The organism is Pseudonocardia sp. (assembly GCF_050250275.1).
Taxonomy (GTDB): domain Bacteria; phylum Actinomycetota; class Actinomycetes; order Mycobacteriales; family Pseudonocardiaceae; genus Pseudonocardia.
In genome coordinates, this window is the sequence record NZ_JBFWOY010000001.1 from 216,383 (window position 1) to 231,618 (window position 15,236).

Below are 15,236 nucleotides of genomic sequence, written 5' to 3' on the forward strand. Positions count from 1 at the left end.
ACGATCGGGGGTCGCCGCGATGACCGGGACGACGGGTACGAGCGGGAACTGCACCTGGAACTGGCGGGTCGCCGCCCGCTGCCGCACGGACGACGGCGACGGGCTCTTCGTGTCCGGGGCGGCGCAGCGCGAGGTCCGCGGGTTCTGCTTCGCCTGCCCGGTGCGCACCGAGTGCCTCGCGTACGCGCTCGACGAGCAGATCGAGTTCGGCATCTGGGGCGGGGCGACGGAGCGCGAGCGGCGCGCGATGCTGCGCGCCCGGCCGGACGTCGCCTCCTGGGCGGACCTGCTCGCCGAGGCGCGGCTGGCGCACTACACCGCGGAGGCCGCCTCGATCCGGGCCGCCGCGGCTGCTGCCGAGGAGGCCGCCACCGAGGTGCGCGCCACGCCCGTCGACGCCGACGTCATTGGGTGATCACCGAAACCGGGACGTGGGCGTCGGGGTGGCGGTCACGTCCCGGAAACGGTGATCAGCGGCCGCGAGGGCGCTCCGACACCGGTCGCTCGCGTGCGCCTCGGCGTCGCCGCCTCCGAACCGGGGGTGATCGTCGAATTCGGGACACGAGCGCCAGGGATGGCGCCCATGTCCCGGGAATGCCGATCACCAACGACGGGCCCGGGCTACTTCTTCGGCTCGCAGCCGATGCCGTCGTTGTCGCGGTCGAGGTGTGAGGCGTAGCCGGGCTGGCCGCGCAGAATCGGTGCCTTTCCGGCCGCGCGGACCGCGTCGCAGTTCTTGTAGTAGGCCGAGCCGCCGCCGGAGCCGCCCGCGTCCGCGGCCTGGGTCTTCGGCTTCGGCGGCGCCACGAGGCCCTGGGGAGCCACGGTCTTCACGGCGACACGTGTCGTCGGCAGGGGGACCTGGGCAGGGACGACCGGCGCGACGGTGGTGGGCGTCGCGCTCGTCGTCGTGGTGGCCGTGGTCGTCGTCGGGCTCGTGGGCGGCACGGTCGTCGACGCGGGCACCGAGGCGACCGAGCGGGGGCTGGTGGGCTCGGAGGAGCCACAGGCCTGGAGGAGGAGGGCGGCGAGCGCGGCAACGGCGATTGCGCCGGCACGTCGGGGAGCGGCGGGGGAGGTCATCGGGGATCCATTCGTCAGGAGACGAACCGACCTTCGGAAAAGTGTGGTCCCGGCGTTACGCCCGGTTCACCGTCCTCGCGCGCAACCTCACGGCTGGTCCGGCGCGCCCGGACGACCGTGAGGTTGCGGCCGGGTTCCTCTGCGGCTCAGCGGGCTTCGCGGAGCGGGGTGGCGGCGAGGTCGTCGTCGGGCGCGGCGAGCCGGTCGCCGATGCTGCGCAGGCCCGCGAGGTCGGAGACGTCCCCGCCCACGACGGGCACCCGGGTGACGGCGACATGGGGATGGGCGCCCGCGAACCGGGACAGGAGGCGATCCTCCCGCTCCGAGAGCTCGGCGCGGTCGGCGTGCAGGCGCAGGACCGCGGCGGCGAGGCGGCCCCCCTGGCCGGTGGCCGACTCCGCGGCGGCACGGGCCCGGGCAGCGGACAGCGGCGCGAGGACGGGGTGGGTCCGGTTGAGGACGAGACCGGCGAGGGGCATCCCCTCGTCGGAGAGCCGGTCGACGAAGTAGGCGGCCTCGCGCAGCGCGTCGGGTTCGGGGGTGGCGACGACGACGAACGCCGTCCCCGGCGAGCGGAGCAGCGCGTAGGTGGCGGTGGCACGTTCGCGGAAGCCACCGAACATCGTGTCGAAGGCCTGGACGAAGGCGGAAGCGTCGGCGAGGAGCTGCCCCCCGAGGATCGTCGACACCGCCTTGGCGAACAGCCCGAACCCGGCGCCGACGATCTTGCGCAGCCCCCGGCCGCCGGCACGGGCGGGCGAGGAGAGCAGCCGGATCATGCGGCCGTCGAGGAAGGTGGACATGCGCTGGGGGGCGTCGAGGAAGTCCAGCGCCGACCGCGACGGCGGGGTGTCGACGACGATCAGGTCCCAGTCGGTGGTGGCCGCGAGCTGCCCGAGCTTCTCCATCGCCATGTACTCCTGCGTTCCGGAGAACGACGAGGAGACGGTCTGGTAGAAGGGGTTGGCGATGATCTTCTCGGCCCGGTCGCCCTCGGCGTGGGCGTGGACCATGTCGTCGAAGGTCCGACGCATGTCCAGCATCATCGCGTGCAGCTCACCGGAACCCTCGCCGCCCACCGCGTCGACGCGGGTGGGTTCGTTGGACAGCTCGGAGAGGCCGAGGGCCTGGGCGAGCCGTCTCGCCGGGTCGATGGTGAGGACGACGACGGTGCGACCGCGTTCGGCGGCGCGCAGGGCGAGCGCGGCGGACGTCGTGGTCTTGCCGACCCCGCCGGAGCCGCAGCACACGACGATGCGGGTGTCGCGGTCGTCGATCAGGGTGTCGACGTCGAGCGGTTCGATGCGGCGTTCACGCGGTGTCACGCGGGGACCTCGTCGGTGTGGCGGACGCCGACGCCCTGCTCGATGAGGGTGTCGGCGAGTTCGTAGAGGGAACCGAGGTCGATGCCGCCGAGGACCTGCGGCAGCTCGAGGCGGCCCAGGTCGGGGCCGGTGGCGGCGTCGAGCCGAGCGGCGGCGGAGCTCTCCGCGGCGACGCGGACGGCGTGCTCGACGGTCTCGGCGACGAGCCCGTCGATGACCTCGGGGGGCAGGTCGAGCCCGGCGGCGGCGAGGCCGTTGCGGACGCGGGCGGCGTCGACGCGACCGTCGGCCGCGGGGGCGACGGACCGGTCGGGCAGCCACTGCTCGCGCACCTTGTTGACGATGACGGCGCCGGTGCGCAGGTCGGCGGCGGCGAGCTCGCCGGCGGCCTCCATCGTCTCGGTGACGGGCAGCTCCTCGAGCAGTGTCACGAGGTGGACGGCGGTCTGCGGAGAGTGCAGCAGCTTGACGACGCCCTCGGCCTGCTTGTGGATGGGGCCTGCCTTGGCGAGGTCGGCCATGGCCTTGGTGACGTCGAGGAAGTTGACGAGCCGGCCGGTGGGCGGGGCGTCGAGGACGACGGCGTCGTACACGCGTCTCCCGTCGCGGACACGGGAGACGCACTCCTTGACCTTGCCGGTGAGCAGCACGTCGCGCAGCCCCGGCGCGAGCGTCGTCGCGAACTCGATGGCCCCCATGCGCCGCAACGTCCGCCCGGCGACGCCGAGCCGGTAGAACATCTCGAAGTACTCGAGGAGTGCCGCCTCGACGTCGACGGCCAGGGCACGAACCTCGCCACCGCCGGGGGCGACGGCGATCTTGCGCTCCTCGTAGGGCAGCGGCGGGGTGTCGAACACTCGCGCGATGCCCTGCCGGCCCTCCACCTCGATGAGCAGCGTGCGCCGGCCGCCCTCGGCCAGCGCGATCGCCAGCGCGGCCGCGACGGTCGTCTTCCCCGTGCCGCCCTTGCCGGACACGACGTGCAGGCGCACGTCGGACATGGCGCTCGGCCAGGAGGAGGTGGTCACGTGCCAAGGGTACGGAGCGTCCCCGGGCCGGCGCCCGGTGAGCGCGCCCACGCCGGGCCGCGTGGCCCTCGGAGCCGCCGTCGGACACGGCCTGTGACGGAACTACAGTTCGGGGCCATGAGCGCGTCCGGATCCACCCGGTGGGAGTACCTCACGGCTCCCCTCCTGATCCACAACACCAAGGCGATCCTCGACAACTTCGGCCGCGACGGCTGGGAGCTCGTCACCGTGACGACCACGGGTCAGCCCGGGTCCGAGCAGCTGGTGGCGTACTTCAAGCGCCCGGTGGAGGGCTGAGCGGTGGCTCACTCCGACAGGCTCCGTGAGCTCGGCCTCACCCTTCCCGCCGTGCCCACTCCTGCGGGTGCCTACGTCCCGGCGCGCCGGTCGGGCTCGTTCGTCTTCACCGCGGGCCAGGTCCCGGTCGTCGACGGCAAGGTCGTGGCGCAGGGCAAGGTCGGCGCCGACGTGAGCACCGAGCAGGCCTACGACCTGGCCCGGGTGTGCGCGCTCAACGCGATCGCCGCGGTCGACGCGCTCGTCGGCATCGACGCGATCACCGGTGTGGTCAAGGTCGTCGGGTTCGTGGCCTCGGCCCCCGGCTACAACGACCAGCCGAAGGTCGTCAACGGCGCCTCCGAGCTGCTGGGCGAGCTGTTCGGCGAGGCAGGGTTGCACGCCCGTTCCGCCGTCGGGGTCGCTGAGCTGCCGCTCGACGTGCCCGTCGAGGTGGAGCTGATCGTCGAGGTGGCCTGACCGTGGCCGGGCAGGCCGTCGCCGCGTGCCACGAGCTGCTGCTCCGTCTCGCGGGGCGGCTGCCCGACGACGTCACCTGGCGCCTGCGCGACTGGCTGGCCGACGACACCGACCACGGCCGTGCCGCCGTGGCGGCGACGTTGCCGCGCGCCCTGCTGCGCAACCGGGTGGGCATCACCGACCACGAACGCGCACTGCTCGTCACGGGAGCAGGTGACGACGCAGCCGTTCGCCGTGCCGTGCGCGCGGTCCTGCCGATCCAGTCGGCCGATCGTCCCCCCTTCGAGTTCCGCGCGGCGCCGGACGGCTACGACGCGGCGACGCTCGGCGTCCTCGCGGTCGCCCGTGGCACGGCAGGCGTCGCGGAGGTCCTGCGGAGTGTCCGTTCGGGACCGTTCGGCGAGCGCACGGTGCTCGTCGTCCTCGGCGGCGACCGTCCGTGGGCGCTTGCAGGCACACTGCAACGGCTGCTGAGGGCACACGGCGACCGCACTCCGTGCGTCGAGGTGCTCCCGGTCGACCTCGATCCACCGCCGTACCACAAGGCCGCGATCGTGGGCTCCGCCCAGATGTGGTCGTCGACCGGCGCTGCGGTGGGCGCGTCGACCTGACGCGCGCCCGGCGGGCACCGCGAAGGAGGACAGGTGGCGGACGCACAGGCCACAGCCCTGACCACCCACGAGCTACTGCTCGCACTCGCAGGACGGGTCGACGACGACCTGCTGGCCACCTGCCGCGAACTCGTCGCCGTCGGTGAGGACGCGCCCGCGTTCGAGCTGCTCACGGCGGCGCTCGTCGCCGGGGCGGCCCAGCTGTCGTCGCAGGTGCGCGAGACGCTGGTCGCGGCGGCCGCGCGGGTCCGCATCGATCTGGACGCCGACCGGCTCCTGCCCCCGGCCGCCCCCGAGAGCGGGACCGGGCACCGGTTCCGCGCCGACACCGACGTCCCCGGCCTGTCCGCACGGATCGCGGAGGCGTTGGCGGCGCACCGCCCCGGAGGCGGACACAGCTGGCTGACGTGGCGCACCACGCCCGCGGGCAGCGCCCCCGGACCGCTGCCGCACCCGGTGCTGCTCGTCGAGATCCCCGGCACGCCGGGGCCCGAGGACCATGCCGCCGACGTGCTGGCCTACCGATTGTCGGCGACGCTGCAGCGGGTGGGGCTCGCGGTGGGCGTCGAGGTGTTCGTCGCCGGGTCGGCACTGCCCGCCTACCACGGGGAGGCGCTGAGCACGGCCCGTCCGGTGCCCTCGCCCGCGCCGGCCGCGCCCATCGACGCGCCCGGTCCGCCGGCGACGGGTCTGCTCGCCGTCGTCCCGGCCGTGTCGCGGCTGGGACACCCGTTGCGTCAGGTGAGGCCGGGCGTCGACGTGGGCCCGGAGCTCGCGCGGCGGGCCGCGCCGTCACTGCCGGCGCCGTTCGACCCGAGTGGCCTCGCCCGTGCCGACGCACCCCCGACGGCCCCGATCGACACGAACGGCGTGCACCGGTCCGCCGGTCCGCCCTCGGTGCCGCGACGGCGGCGTGCCGACGAGCGGCCCGACGAGGCCGGCGGCGTGAACGGCCCGCTCGACCCGGGCCGGTCGCCGGTCGGCGACAGCGGCGGGCATGCGGCCGTACCGCCCCCGGCACCGCGTCCCGACTCCCCCCGGCCGGACGTCGACGGTCCGGGTACCGGCGGAACGCCGGTCAACGGCGTCGCCAACGGTGCGCCCGCCTGGGCGGCGCCCACCGACGAGGTCACCGGCGGTGTCGCCCCGGCCGAACGCCGCGTGGCAGGTCCGCAGCCGGCCGGGCGTCCGGGAGACCCCGGCCCGGCCGACCGCCGGCCCGCTGACCCCGGCAGCGTCGAACCCGGCAGCGTCGAACCCCGCCCCGCCGACATCCGCGGCGACGAGACACCGCCTGCTGACCTGCGCGACGACGATCGTGGCAAGGGAGACGTGCTCGGCGACAGCCGTCTCGGTGTGCCCGACCGGCACCGGCGCCCCGACCCGCTCCCCGGCCCGGGCCCGCAACCCGACGACGCGCCCCCGACCCGCGACGAGACACCGGCGCGTGACGCGGCCCCGGCTCGCGACGAGACACCGGCGAGTGGCGCGCCCCCGGCCCGTGACGAGACAACCGGGGCCCACGACCCGCAGCCCCCGGCGAGGGACACGACGCAGCCCGACGAGCCCGTGACGGCCGCCTTCACGGCCGTCTCCGGACTCGGCGCACCGGCCACGGACCCCTACCCCGATGCCGGGCGCCGGCGCGCACCCGCCGGGCACCGCGCTCCCGACTCGGCGGCGCCGCCCGAGGGCGGGGCGGCGCGCCGCCCCGGCCCGCCGCGCCCGCCTGCTGCGGGCGGACCGGAGCCCGTCGCGTCCCCGGGCGCCGACGCGATCCCGCCCGCGCACCGCGGTTTCGCCCCGGACGCGCCGCCTGCCGGGTCGCGGCCAGTCGCACCGCTGTCCCGCTCGGGTCCCGACGGTTTCGCCCCGCCCGACGACGAGCCTGCTCCCCGATCGCACCGCCGCGCTGAGGAGCCCGACGACCCGTGGGCCCCCGACGATCGTCCCGTCGCACACCCGGCGGGTCACCGGGCGGCGGACGGGGCGCCGGCCGTGGACCGGCCGGAGGACGGTCGCGTCGAGCGGGTGCTGCGTGTGGTCGGCAGCGGCGACACCGATCCGGGCGGATCCACGCCGCTGTCGGGCGTGCCTGCCGTCGACCTGTCCGACGACGACCCGCCGCTCATGGCCGAGATGCACGACCCGCTGATGGGGCCGCTGCGCACACCGTTGCTCGACCCGCTGCTGGAGCCGACCGGCAGTTTCCGGGCGGTCGCCGCCGACAAGGCTGTGGCGGACGGACCCCCGGCGCGTGTCGAGGGCACGGTCGGGCCGCCGGAGGACCTGCCGCGCCGCAACGGGCCGGACGCGTCGTTGCCGCGCAGGTCGTCGCACGCAGCCCGGTTCCTGCGTCCGTTCGGGGGCGACGGGGACTCTGCCGTGTCCGGTGCCGACCTGTTCGCGGAGTCGGTCCCGCGTCGTGTCACGAGTGTCCGGGAGCGGGCCGGCGGGTCGGAGCTGCATCTCGACCCGAACGACCCGCTCGGGGTGGGCGACGTCGTCGTCGACGAGCCGTCGCACGCGGCCGCGGATGCCGCGGGACCGCGGCCCGTCGGGGCGACCGGGCCCGTTCCGGTGCGGCCGCTGCCGGTGCCGACGACCGGCGGCCGCGAGGACATCGACGATGCCCCCACGGCCACCTCCGATGCCGCGGCTGCAGCGGACGGCCCTTCCGCCGCGGCCGACGGCACCGCCGCGAACGGCACCGCAGCCAACGGCACCGTGGCCAACGGCACCGCCGCAGCCGATGCGGACGGACACGCCCACCCGGCGCCCCGGCCCGCTCCACGCCCGACGCCGCGCCGTGTCCGAGCGGTGCCCGACGTGCCGCCCACCGACATCCCTGCACCCGAGGCCGACGCCGTCGACACCGGCACCGACGCCGCCCCCGACGACGCCGCCGCCGAGACGGGGGCCGTGAACGTCGAGGCTGCGAACGTCGAGGCTGCGAACGTCGAGGCTGCGAACACCGGGCACCACGCCGGGTACGACGCCGCCCCGCGGGCGGACCAGGTGCGGGCGGACCACGCGCGGGAGCCGGGCGAGGTCGTCGACCCCATGTCGACGCTCACCGCCACCGAGCGCGACCTGCTGCGGCTGCTGCACGCCGAGCTCGCCGCCCGGGAGCGGCCACACAACAGCCGCGACGACGGCGACGGCAGTCCGCCCGACCTCGCGGGCTGAGCCCTCCGCTCAGCCCGCCGCGGCCGCGACCTGTTCCGTGATCCGCTGCAGGTGCAGGCCGCGCGCGGCGGAGCAGGGCCCGTCGGTGCGCCCGGCGGCGACGTCGGCGACGAACTCGTCGAGCATCGTCGCGTAAGGGACGGTGGCATCGTCGGGCCGGCTGGTGAGGACGTGCCGGCCCGTCCCGCCGAACATGCCGATCTCGAACTCGGTGGGGTCGATCGCGACCCGCAGCGACATGGAGACGGTGCTGCGCGCGCCGCCGGCGTGCGTCATGCCGAACGTCCACATGGCGTCGGCGCGGTTCGCCCACTCGACACCGGTGACGGGGCCGAGGGCGGTGTCGAGCAGGTCGATGACGTGGGGGCCGACGTCGAGCAGGGCGCCGTGCTGGGCCCGCCACGCCGATCCGGCGAACGGCCCGCCGAGCAGGGCCCCGGAGAACCAGCGGCCGACGCCGACGGTGTCGGGTCCGGCGGAGCCCGCGGGCAACGCGGCGACCCAGGCGCGGACTGCTGCGTCGAAACGCAAGGTCAGCATGACCGCGGACACGACCCCCGCGTCGGCGACGGCCTGCGCGACGTGTTCGGCTGTGGCGAGGTCGGCCGCCAGCGGCTTCTCGAGGACGACCGGTCTGCCCGCGGCGACGGCGCGCGGCGCCAGTTCGCCCTGCACCGCGGGGGGCACGGCGAACGCGACGGCGTCGACGTCGGCGACCAGGTCGTCGAACGACGTGTGTACCCGCGCCGCCGTGCCCTGCGCGACGGCGGCGGCCGCATCGGGGCGGCGCGCCCACACACCGGCGAGCTCGACGAGGGGGTGCGCCTCGATCGCGGCGGCGTGCACGGTCGTCGCCCAGGGTCCGGCTCCGACGAGTCCCATCCGCAGTCGGTCCATGGGCGACATCCTGCCCCCAGGCGGGCGGGCGTGGCGTCGCTCATGCTGCGGCGCGCCGCGGCGGGAGGCTAACGTCCGTTCGGTGAATGCCGCCGAGCCCGTGGTGCCGCGGCCCGCGGCCACCGTCCTACTGCTGCGTGACGACCCCGACGGCCGGTTGCAGGTGTTCCTGCAGCGTCGGGTGAAGGGCATGGCGTTCGCCGGGGGGATGACGGTCTTCCCGGGCGGCGGCGTCGACGCTTCGGACCGCGCGGTCGCGTGGGAGGGACCGGAGCCCGCGTGGTGGGCGGAGCGGCTGGGGTGCGACGTCGACGAGGCCGCCGGGTTCGTGCTGGCCGCGGTGCGGGAGACCTTCGAGGAGTGCGGGGTCCTGCTCGCCGACGGCGCGACCGTCGACGCGGCGACGCTCGCGCAGGCCCGCGACGACGTGGCGCAGCGGCGGCGTTCCTTCGGAGATGTCCTCACCGGTCTCGGGCTGCGGGTCAGGGCCGACCTCCTGCACCCCTGGGCGCGCTGGATCACGCCGATCGTGCAGCCACGTCGCTACGACACCGCGTTCTTCACCGCGATCGTCCCGCCCGGCCAGGAGGCCGACGCGCAGACGACGGAGGCCGTCGAGGCCACCTGGTGGGCGCCGGCCGCGGCGCTGGAGGCGTTCCGCGCGGGCGAGATCGGGCTCATGCGCCCGACGCGGGCGATCCTGACCGACATCGCCACGTTCCCGGACGCGGCAACGCTGCACGCCGCCGCCCCCACCGGCGTGATCACCTCGATCCTGCCGATGTTCGTCGAGGGACTGCCCGACGTCCTGCTCCCCGGCGACGAGGGCTACGACCGCGACGTCGCGTCGGGGCACGCACCCGCCGGAGGCCCCCGATGACCATCGCCCACCCCGCCTACGAGGTGCTGCGCCGGGTCACACCGCTGGCGTCGGTCCTGTTGGCGCACAACCCGTCGCCCATGACGTTGGAGGGCACGAACACCTGGGTGCTGCGCGCGCCCGGTGAGGAGCGCTGCATCGTCGTCGACCCGGGTGAGGACGACGAGGAGCACCTCGCGCGGGTCGCCGAGCAGGGACCGGTGGAGCTGGTGATCCTCACCCACCACCACCACGACCACGCCGGCGGTGCGCGCCGCTTCGCCGAGCTGACGGGCGCGCCGGTGCGGGCGCTGGACCCGACGCTGGTGCTGGGGTCGGAGGCGTTGGCGCACGGCGACGTCGTCGCCGCCGCGGGGGTCGAGCTGCGCATCCTGGCCACGCCGGGGCACACCGCCGACTCGATCTCCCTCGTGCTCGACGGCCCCGGCGACCCCGGTCCGGCGGTGCTGACGGGCGACACGATCCTCGGCCGCGGCACGACCGTCATCGCCGAGCCCGACGGCTCCCTCGGCCCCTACCTGGACTCGCTGCGGCTGCTGCGCGAGCTCGCCGACGGCACCGACGTCCTGCCCGGCCACGGCCCCGAACTGGCCGACGCGCCCGCCGCCGCCCGCACCTACCTCGCGCACCGCGAGGAACGGCTCCAGCAGGTCCGGACCGCGTTGGAGACGCTCGGCCCGGACGCGACGCCGCGGCAGGTCGTCGAGATCGTGTACGCGGACGTCGACACGGTGCTGTGGCCGGCCGCGGACAGCTCGGTCAAGGCGCAGCTGGACTACCTTCGAGGCGGTCGCTGACCCCGGCGGGCGCTTCCCGGACCGCAGACCTCCGCAGCCAGACGACGGCGGCGAGGAGCAGCCCGCCCACACCGCCGACGAGGAACGCCGCGTGCGGGCCGACGGCCTCGACGACGACCCCGGCCAGCGACTGGCCCGCCGCGATGCCGACGGTCGCCGCGGTGATGACCCAGCCGAACGCCTCGGTGCCCGATCCCTCGTCCACGACGACGTCGATCAGCAGGGAGTGCGCGGTGGTCTGCGGGGTGATGAGCGACCCGGCGAGCAGCATCACGAGCGCCGTCGCGAACACGGAGCCCGTCGCCGCCGCGGCCGCCATCCCGCCGACGACCAGCGCGAACCCGAGCAGCAGTACCGGCAGCCGCTGGTGCAGCGGCCGTGGCCAGGGCCGGGCGGCGTAGCCGATCCCGCCCAGCACCGACGTCACCGACCATGCGGACAGCAGCACCCCGCCCAGCGCCGCCGAGCCGGCCGCCGCGGTGACCGCCGGCACGCCGACCTCGACACTGCCGATGACGACTCCGAAGCCCAACGAGGCGAGTGCGACGATCCGCAGGCCGGGGCGGGCCAGCACACCGAGCAGCGACCGGCGCCCGGCGCGGGCGCTGCCGCGGACCGTGCGCACCACGGGACTGCACGCGAACACGACGGTGCCGACGACCATCGCCGCGATCGCGACGACCGCGCCCGTGCCCGGCCACGGGGCCGTGACGAGGAACGCGGCGATCGCCGGGCCCAGGACGAAGAAGACCTCGAGGCTGATGGCCTCGTAGCCGTAGCCGGCGTCACGTCTGCGACCGGGCGGCAGCAGCGCCGTCCACAACGACCGGGATGCGCCGGGTAGCGCGGGCATCACCGCCCCGGAGAGCGCCGCGGCGGCCATCAGCGCCGGGAGGGGCTGCCCGCTGTCGATGAGCACCAGCAGCAGCGCGGACGCCGCGGCGAACAGTCCCGCGACGACGAGCAGGAGCACCGCGGGGCCGCGGCGGTCCATGATCCGGCCCTGCATGACCGCGCCGACCGACATCCCGATCAGGATGCCCGCCGACACCAGCCCCGCCGACGCGAACGACCCGGTCGTGCGCTGCACGTACAGCAGGACGGCGAGGCCGTACATCGCGATCGGCAGCCGGCCCAGCGCCGACCCTGCGACGGGCAGCGCCGCACCAGGGGTACGGACTGCGGCGCGGTAGTCGGCGAGCGTGACGGACACGCCCACCACCCTCACACGGCGGGGGCGTTCCCTGCCAACGGTTTCAGCGTGCGCGGCGGGCGAGCCGCTCGGGCTCCAGGATGAGGACGCTCTTGCCCTCGAGCCGCAGCCAGCCGCGGTGGGCGAAGTCGGCGAGCGCCTTGTTGACGGTCTCGCGCGACGCGCCGACGAGCTGCGCGATCTCCTCCTGCGTCAGGTCGTGCGTGACCCGCAGCAGGCCCGACTCCTGCGACCCGAACTGGCGCGCCAGCTGCAGCAGCGACTTCGCCACGCGGCCGGGGACGTCGGTGAAGATCAGGTCGGCCAGCATGTTGTTGGTGCGGCGCAGGCGTCGGGCCAGCACACGCAGCAGCTGCTCGGCGATCTCCGGGCGCTTGCCGATCCACTCGCGCAGGGCGCCGCGGTCCATCGTGTAGGCGCGGACCTCCGTCACCGCGGTGGCCGACGACGTGCGCGGCCCCGGGTCGAAGATGGACAGCTCGCCGAACATGTCCGACGGGCCCGCCACCATCAGCAGGTTCTCGCGACCGTCGGGTGACTTGCGACCGATCTTCACCTTGCCGCTGCCGATGATGTACAGCCGGTCGCCCGGCTCACCCTCGGAGAAAATGACGTGCCCGCGCGGGAACTCGGCGGTCTCCAGCGCCTGGGCGAGCACCTCCGCCGCATGTGGTTCCACGCCCTGGAAGATCCCGGCGCGGATCAGAACCTCGTCCACGTTCCCGCTCCTCGTGTCATCCCCGCCCCACGGCGCGGATCATCGGCGCGCCAGTCTAGGGGGTACGGCCCCGAACTGCGACGAGACACCACTTTGGGGACCACCCACCCAGGGGGTGAACGGTACCCGTCGGCGTTCGTCGGTCACGACGCGATCTTGCTCTGCGCCTCCGGCTTGCGCTTGCCCTGGCGTCTGTTGCGGAGCCGGAAGAGCTCCAGGGCACGGGCCGTCCCCTGCCGGAACATGGCTCGCACCTCCTCGGGACGGGGACGCTCGAGCATCTCGTCGAGCTCGTCCTGGGGCACGGTGGCGTCGCGCAGCCGGGACTCCACACGCTCCATACCGAGCGCGAAGAACATCACCAGCAGCGGCACGAGGACGGAGAGCCAGGCAGTCATGACGGGCCCGATGATTCCGCACCCGCGTCCGGACGCGCGCACCGGGGGCCGCGATCCGCGCGCGCCGTGATGGATCTGTGACCTGTCGGGGCAGCCGGCTCGGCCGGCTGCCGGGATCCCGTCGGAACCCGTCGGTGGCCGCCCGTAGTCTCGAAGGGTGAGCACTCCCGCGCGGACCCTCCCGGACCGGCGCAGCGCGGCGCGGCTCGCGGCCCGTGTCGCCGCCGGGGAGAGCCCGATCGGCCGGGCCCGGCGCGTCGGACGGACGCTGCGCGCCCTCGCCGCCGCCTACCCGGACGCGCACTGCGAGCTCGACTTCACCACGCCGCTGGAGCTGGCCGTCGCCACCGTCCTGTCGGCGCAGACCACGGACGTGCGGGTCAACGAGGTCACCCCCGCCCTGTTCGCGCGCTACCGCACGGCGGTCGACTACGCGCAGGCCGACCGCACCGAGATGGAAGAGCTCATCCGGCCCACCGGCTTCTACCGCAACAAGACGTCGTCGCTCATCGGGCTCGGGCAGGCCGTCGTCGACAGGTTCGACGGCGAGCTCCCGGCACGGCTCGAGGACCTCGTCACCCTCCCCGGGATCGGCCGCAAGACCGCCAACGTCGTGCTGGGCAACGCGTTCGGCGTCCCGGGGATCACGGTCGACACCCACTTCGGCCGGCTCGTCCGCCGCTGGGGATGGACCACCGAGGAGGACCCGGTCAAGGTCGAGCACGCCGTCGGCGAGCTCGTGCCCAAGCGCGACTGGACGATCGTGTCGCACGAGGTGATCTTCCACGGCCGCCGCGTCTGCCACGCCCGCAAGCCCGCGTGCGGCGTCTGCACCCTCGCGGTCGACTGCCCGTCCTTCGGTGCCGGCCCGACCGACCCCGAGAAGGCCGCCCCGCTGGTCAAGGGCCCCGAACGCGACCACCTCCTCGCGCTGGCCGGCTACGGCGCGCTGCGACCGGGCGAGCCGGACCCCGACGCGTGAGGCTCCGCGCGACGCGCACCGAGATCGTCACGACCGTCGTCGTCGTGCTGCTCGTCGTGCTCGGCGTCGTGGCGCTGTGGCCGCGCGGCGCGTCGTCGTCCACGTCCGCGTCGTCCACGTCCGCGTCCGACCCGCCCGCGACGGCCCCCGCCACCGACCTCTCCGCCGTGCGCGCCCGAGCCGCTCTCCTGCCGTGCCCCGCCCCGAGCGGGGCGCCCGCCGCCGGGCCGCTCGCCGGCGTCACCGTGCCCTGCCTCGGCGGCGACGGCACCGTCGACCTCGGGGCCGCCCTCGCCGGCCGGCCGGCCCTGCTCAACGTCTGGGCGTCCTGGTGCGGCCCGTGCCGCGCCGAACTGCCCGCCCTCGCCGAGTACGCCGCCCGCCCCGGCGCCGTCACCGTCCTCGGCATCGACGTCCGCGACCAGCCCGAACCCGCGCTCACCCTGCTGGCCGACCTCGGCGTCCGGCTCCCGTCGGTCACCGACCCCGACGGCAGGCTGGCCGCCGCCCTCTCCCTGCCGCCGGCCGTCCCCCTCAGCTACCTCGTCGCCGCCGACGGCCGCGTCACCCCTGTCCTGCCCCCCGTCCCGTTCGCCACCGCCGACGACGTCGCCGCCGCCGTCGCCGAGGGGACCGCCGCGTGACCGAGGAACTACACCCGGGGCTCGCCCCCGGATGGCTCCACCCACTGCTCGCCGGTATCCGCGACTTCGCCCCGACCGACATCGGCGCCCGCCGCGTCCCCCCGACCGATGGCGGCCGCCGGGCCGCTGTCCTGGTCCTTTTCGGCGAAGGCCCCTCCGGGCCCGACGTCCTCCTCGCCGAGCGCTCCGCCGACCTGCGCAACCATGCCGGTCAGGTCGCCTTTCCCGGCGGCGGCATCGACCCCGGCGACACGGGCCCCGTCGGCGCCGCCCTCCGTGAGGCCGAGGAGGAGACCGGCCTCGAACCCGCCGGTGTCGTCCCCCTCGCCACCCTCGCCGACCTGTTCGTCCCGCCGTCCGGTTTCGTCGTCACGCCCGTGATCGCGCACTGGGCCCGGCCCAGCGCCGTGCACGCCGTCGACCCCGCCGAGACCGCGCACGTCGCCCGCATCCCCGTCGCCGACCTCGCCGACCCTGCCAACCGCGTCCGCGTCCGCCACCCCGCCGGCGGCGCCGGCCCCGCCTTCCAGGTCCAGGGGCTGCTCGTGTGGGGTTTCACCGGGGGCTTATTGTCCGCGCTGTTGCATGCAGGGGGATGGGAAGTCCCGTGGAGGGCCACCCGCACGCTGGACCTGGCCGAAGCGCTCGCCGCCCGCAGCGGCGTCACGAGGGACGACACGGGGCAGGAGGTCACCGGGGGATGACCGGGGTCTTC

Annotated in this window: 17 protein-coding genes; 10 read left to right on the forward strand and 7 right to left on the reverse strand. The window is 75.4% G+C overall.

What is annotated here, in order from left to right; translation table 11 throughout:
* Positions 1-19 precede the first annotated feature (19 nt).
* Entirely contained in the window at positions 20-415 is a 396-nt protein-coding gene (locus AB7F12_RS01065) for a WhiB family transcriptional regulator (RefSeq protein ID WP_428496809.1), read from the forward strand.
* A gap of 206 nt (positions 416-621) precedes the next feature.
* Here the strand turns inward: AB7F12_RS01065 and AB7F12_RS01070 are convergent, their stop codons facing one another.
* The 3 genes from AB7F12_RS01070 to AB7F12_RS01080 all read right to left on the reverse strand — a co-directional run bounded on the left by AB7F12_RS01070 (position 622) and on the right by AB7F12_RS01080 (position 3,409).
* A complete protein-coding gene (locus tag AB7F12_RS01070; protein WP_428496808.1) occupies positions 622-1,083 on the reverse strand; it encodes an excalibur calcium-binding domain-containing protein in 462 nt (153 codons plus the stop codon).
* A 146-nt stretch (positions 1,084-1,229) separates the two neighbouring features.
* Entirely contained in the window at positions 1,230-2,408 is a 1,179-nt protein-coding gene (locus AB7F12_RS01075; protein WP_428496807.1) for an ArsA family ATPase, read from the reverse strand.
* Positions 2,405-3,409 (reverse strand): ArsA-related P-loop ATPase, encoded by a 1,005-nt coding sequence (locus AB7F12_RS01080; protein ID WP_428496904.1) that lies wholly within the window; start codon positions 3,407-3,409, stop codon positions 2,405-2,407. Before AB7F12_RS01080 ends, AB7F12_RS01075 begins: the two co-directional genes overlap by 4 nt.
* A 144-nt stretch (positions 3,410-3,553) precedes the next feature.
* On the opposite strand from AB7F12_RS01080, the gene AB7F12_RS01085 reads away from it, so the two are divergent.
* Genes AB7F12_RS01085 through AB7F12_RS01100 form a run of 4 tightly spaced genes read left to right on the forward strand, consistent with a single transcriptional unit; the run spans position 3,554 to position 7,992 of the window.
* The gene (locus AB7F12_RS01085; RefSeq protein ID WP_428498949.1) at positions 3,554-3,733 is read left to right on the forward strand and encodes a hypothetical protein; all 180 of its coding nucleotides are present in this window, start codon (positions 3,554-3,556) and stop codon (positions 3,731-3,733) included.
* Positions 3,734-3,736: 3 nt separating this feature from the next.
* A complete protein-coding gene (locus AB7F12_RS01090; RefSeq protein WP_428498950.1) occupies positions 3,737-4,192 on the forward strand; it encodes a RidA family protein in 456 nt (151 codons plus the stop codon).
* A 2-nt stretch (positions 4,193-4,194) separates the two neighbouring features.
* Positions 4,195-4,803, forward strand: coding sequence for a hypothetical protein (locus AB7F12_RS01095; protein ID WP_428498951.1), 609 nt, complete (start codon positions 4,195-4,197; stop codon positions 4,801-4,803).
* A gap of 33 nt (positions 4,804-4,836) precedes the next feature.
* Positions 4,837-7,992, forward strand: coding sequence for a hypothetical protein (locus tag AB7F12_RS01100; RefSeq protein WP_428498952.1), 3,156 nt, complete (start codon positions 4,837-4,839; stop codon positions 7,990-7,992).
* Between the two features lie 9 nt (positions 7,993-8,001).
* Here AB7F12_RS01100 and AB7F12_RS01105 read toward each other — a convergent pair whose 3' ends face one another.
* On the reverse strand, positions 8,002-8,889 hold the full coding sequence (locus AB7F12_RS01105; RefSeq protein WP_428498953.1) for a Gfo/Idh/MocA family protein: 888 nt from the start codon (positions 8,887-8,889) through the stop codon (positions 8,002-8,004).
* 82 nt (positions 8,890-8,971) lie between these two features.
* Between AB7F12_RS01105 and AB7F12_RS01110 the strand changes: the two genes are divergently transcribed.
* Entirely contained in the window at positions 8,972-9,769 is a 798-nt protein-coding gene (locus tag AB7F12_RS01110) for an NUDIX hydrolase (RefSeq protein WP_428498954.1), read from the forward strand.
* Positions 9,770-9,771: 2 nt separating this feature from the next.
* A complete protein-coding gene (locus AB7F12_RS01115; protein WP_428498992.1) occupies positions 9,772-10,566 on the forward strand; it encodes an MBL fold metallo-hydrolase in 795 nt (264 codons plus the stop codon).
* Here the strand turns inward: AB7F12_RS01115 and AB7F12_RS01120 are convergent.
* The 3 genes from AB7F12_RS01120 to AB7F12_RS01130 all read right to left on the reverse strand — a co-directional run bounded on the left by AB7F12_RS01120 (position 10,529) and on the right by AB7F12_RS01130 (position 12,895).
* Entirely contained in the window at positions 10,529-11,779 is a 1,251-nt protein-coding gene (locus AB7F12_RS01120) for an MFS transporter (RefSeq protein ID WP_428498955.1), read from the reverse strand. The two genes, AB7F12_RS01115 and AB7F12_RS01120, sit on opposite strands and share 38 nt — an antisense overlap.
* A gap of 43 nt (positions 11,780-11,822) precedes the next feature.
* Positions 11,823-12,497: a Crp/Fnr family transcriptional regulator gene (locus tag AB7F12_RS01125; protein ID WP_296153377.1), complete on the reverse strand. Its 675-nt coding sequence runs from the start codon at positions 12,495-12,497 to the stop codon at positions 11,823-11,825.
* Positions 12,498-12,640: 143 nt separating this feature from the next.
* Complete coding sequence (locus AB7F12_RS01130) at positions 12,641-12,895, reverse strand: hypothetical protein (protein WP_428498956.1); 255 nt, start codon at positions 12,893-12,895, stop codon at positions 12,641-12,643.
* Between the two features lie 238 nt (positions 12,896-13,133).
* Here AB7F12_RS01130 and nth point away from each other — a divergent pair, with 238 nt between their 5' ends.
* Genes nth through AB7F12_RS01145 form a run of 3 tightly spaced genes read left to right on the forward strand, consistent with a single transcriptional unit; the run spans position 13,134 to position 15,225 of the window.
* Positions 13,134-13,877: an endonuclease III gene (gene nth, locus AB7F12_RS01135; protein ID WP_428498993.1), complete on the forward strand. Its 744-nt coding sequence runs from the start codon at positions 13,134-13,136 to the stop codon at positions 13,875-13,877.
* A complete protein-coding gene (locus AB7F12_RS01140; protein ID WP_428498957.1) occupies positions 13,874-14,521 on the forward strand; it encodes a TlpA family protein disulfide reductase in 648 nt (215 codons plus the stop codon). The genes nth and AB7F12_RS01140 overlap by 4 nt, the downstream gene beginning before the upstream one ends.
* The gene (locus tag AB7F12_RS01145) at positions 14,518-15,225 is read left to right on the forward strand and encodes an NUDIX hydrolase (protein WP_428498958.1); all 708 of its coding nucleotides are present in this window, start codon (positions 14,518-14,520) and stop codon (positions 15,223-15,225) included. Before AB7F12_RS01140 ends, AB7F12_RS01145 begins: the two co-directional genes overlap by 4 nt.
* The last annotated feature ends 11 nt before the right edge of the window (positions 15,226-15,236 follow it).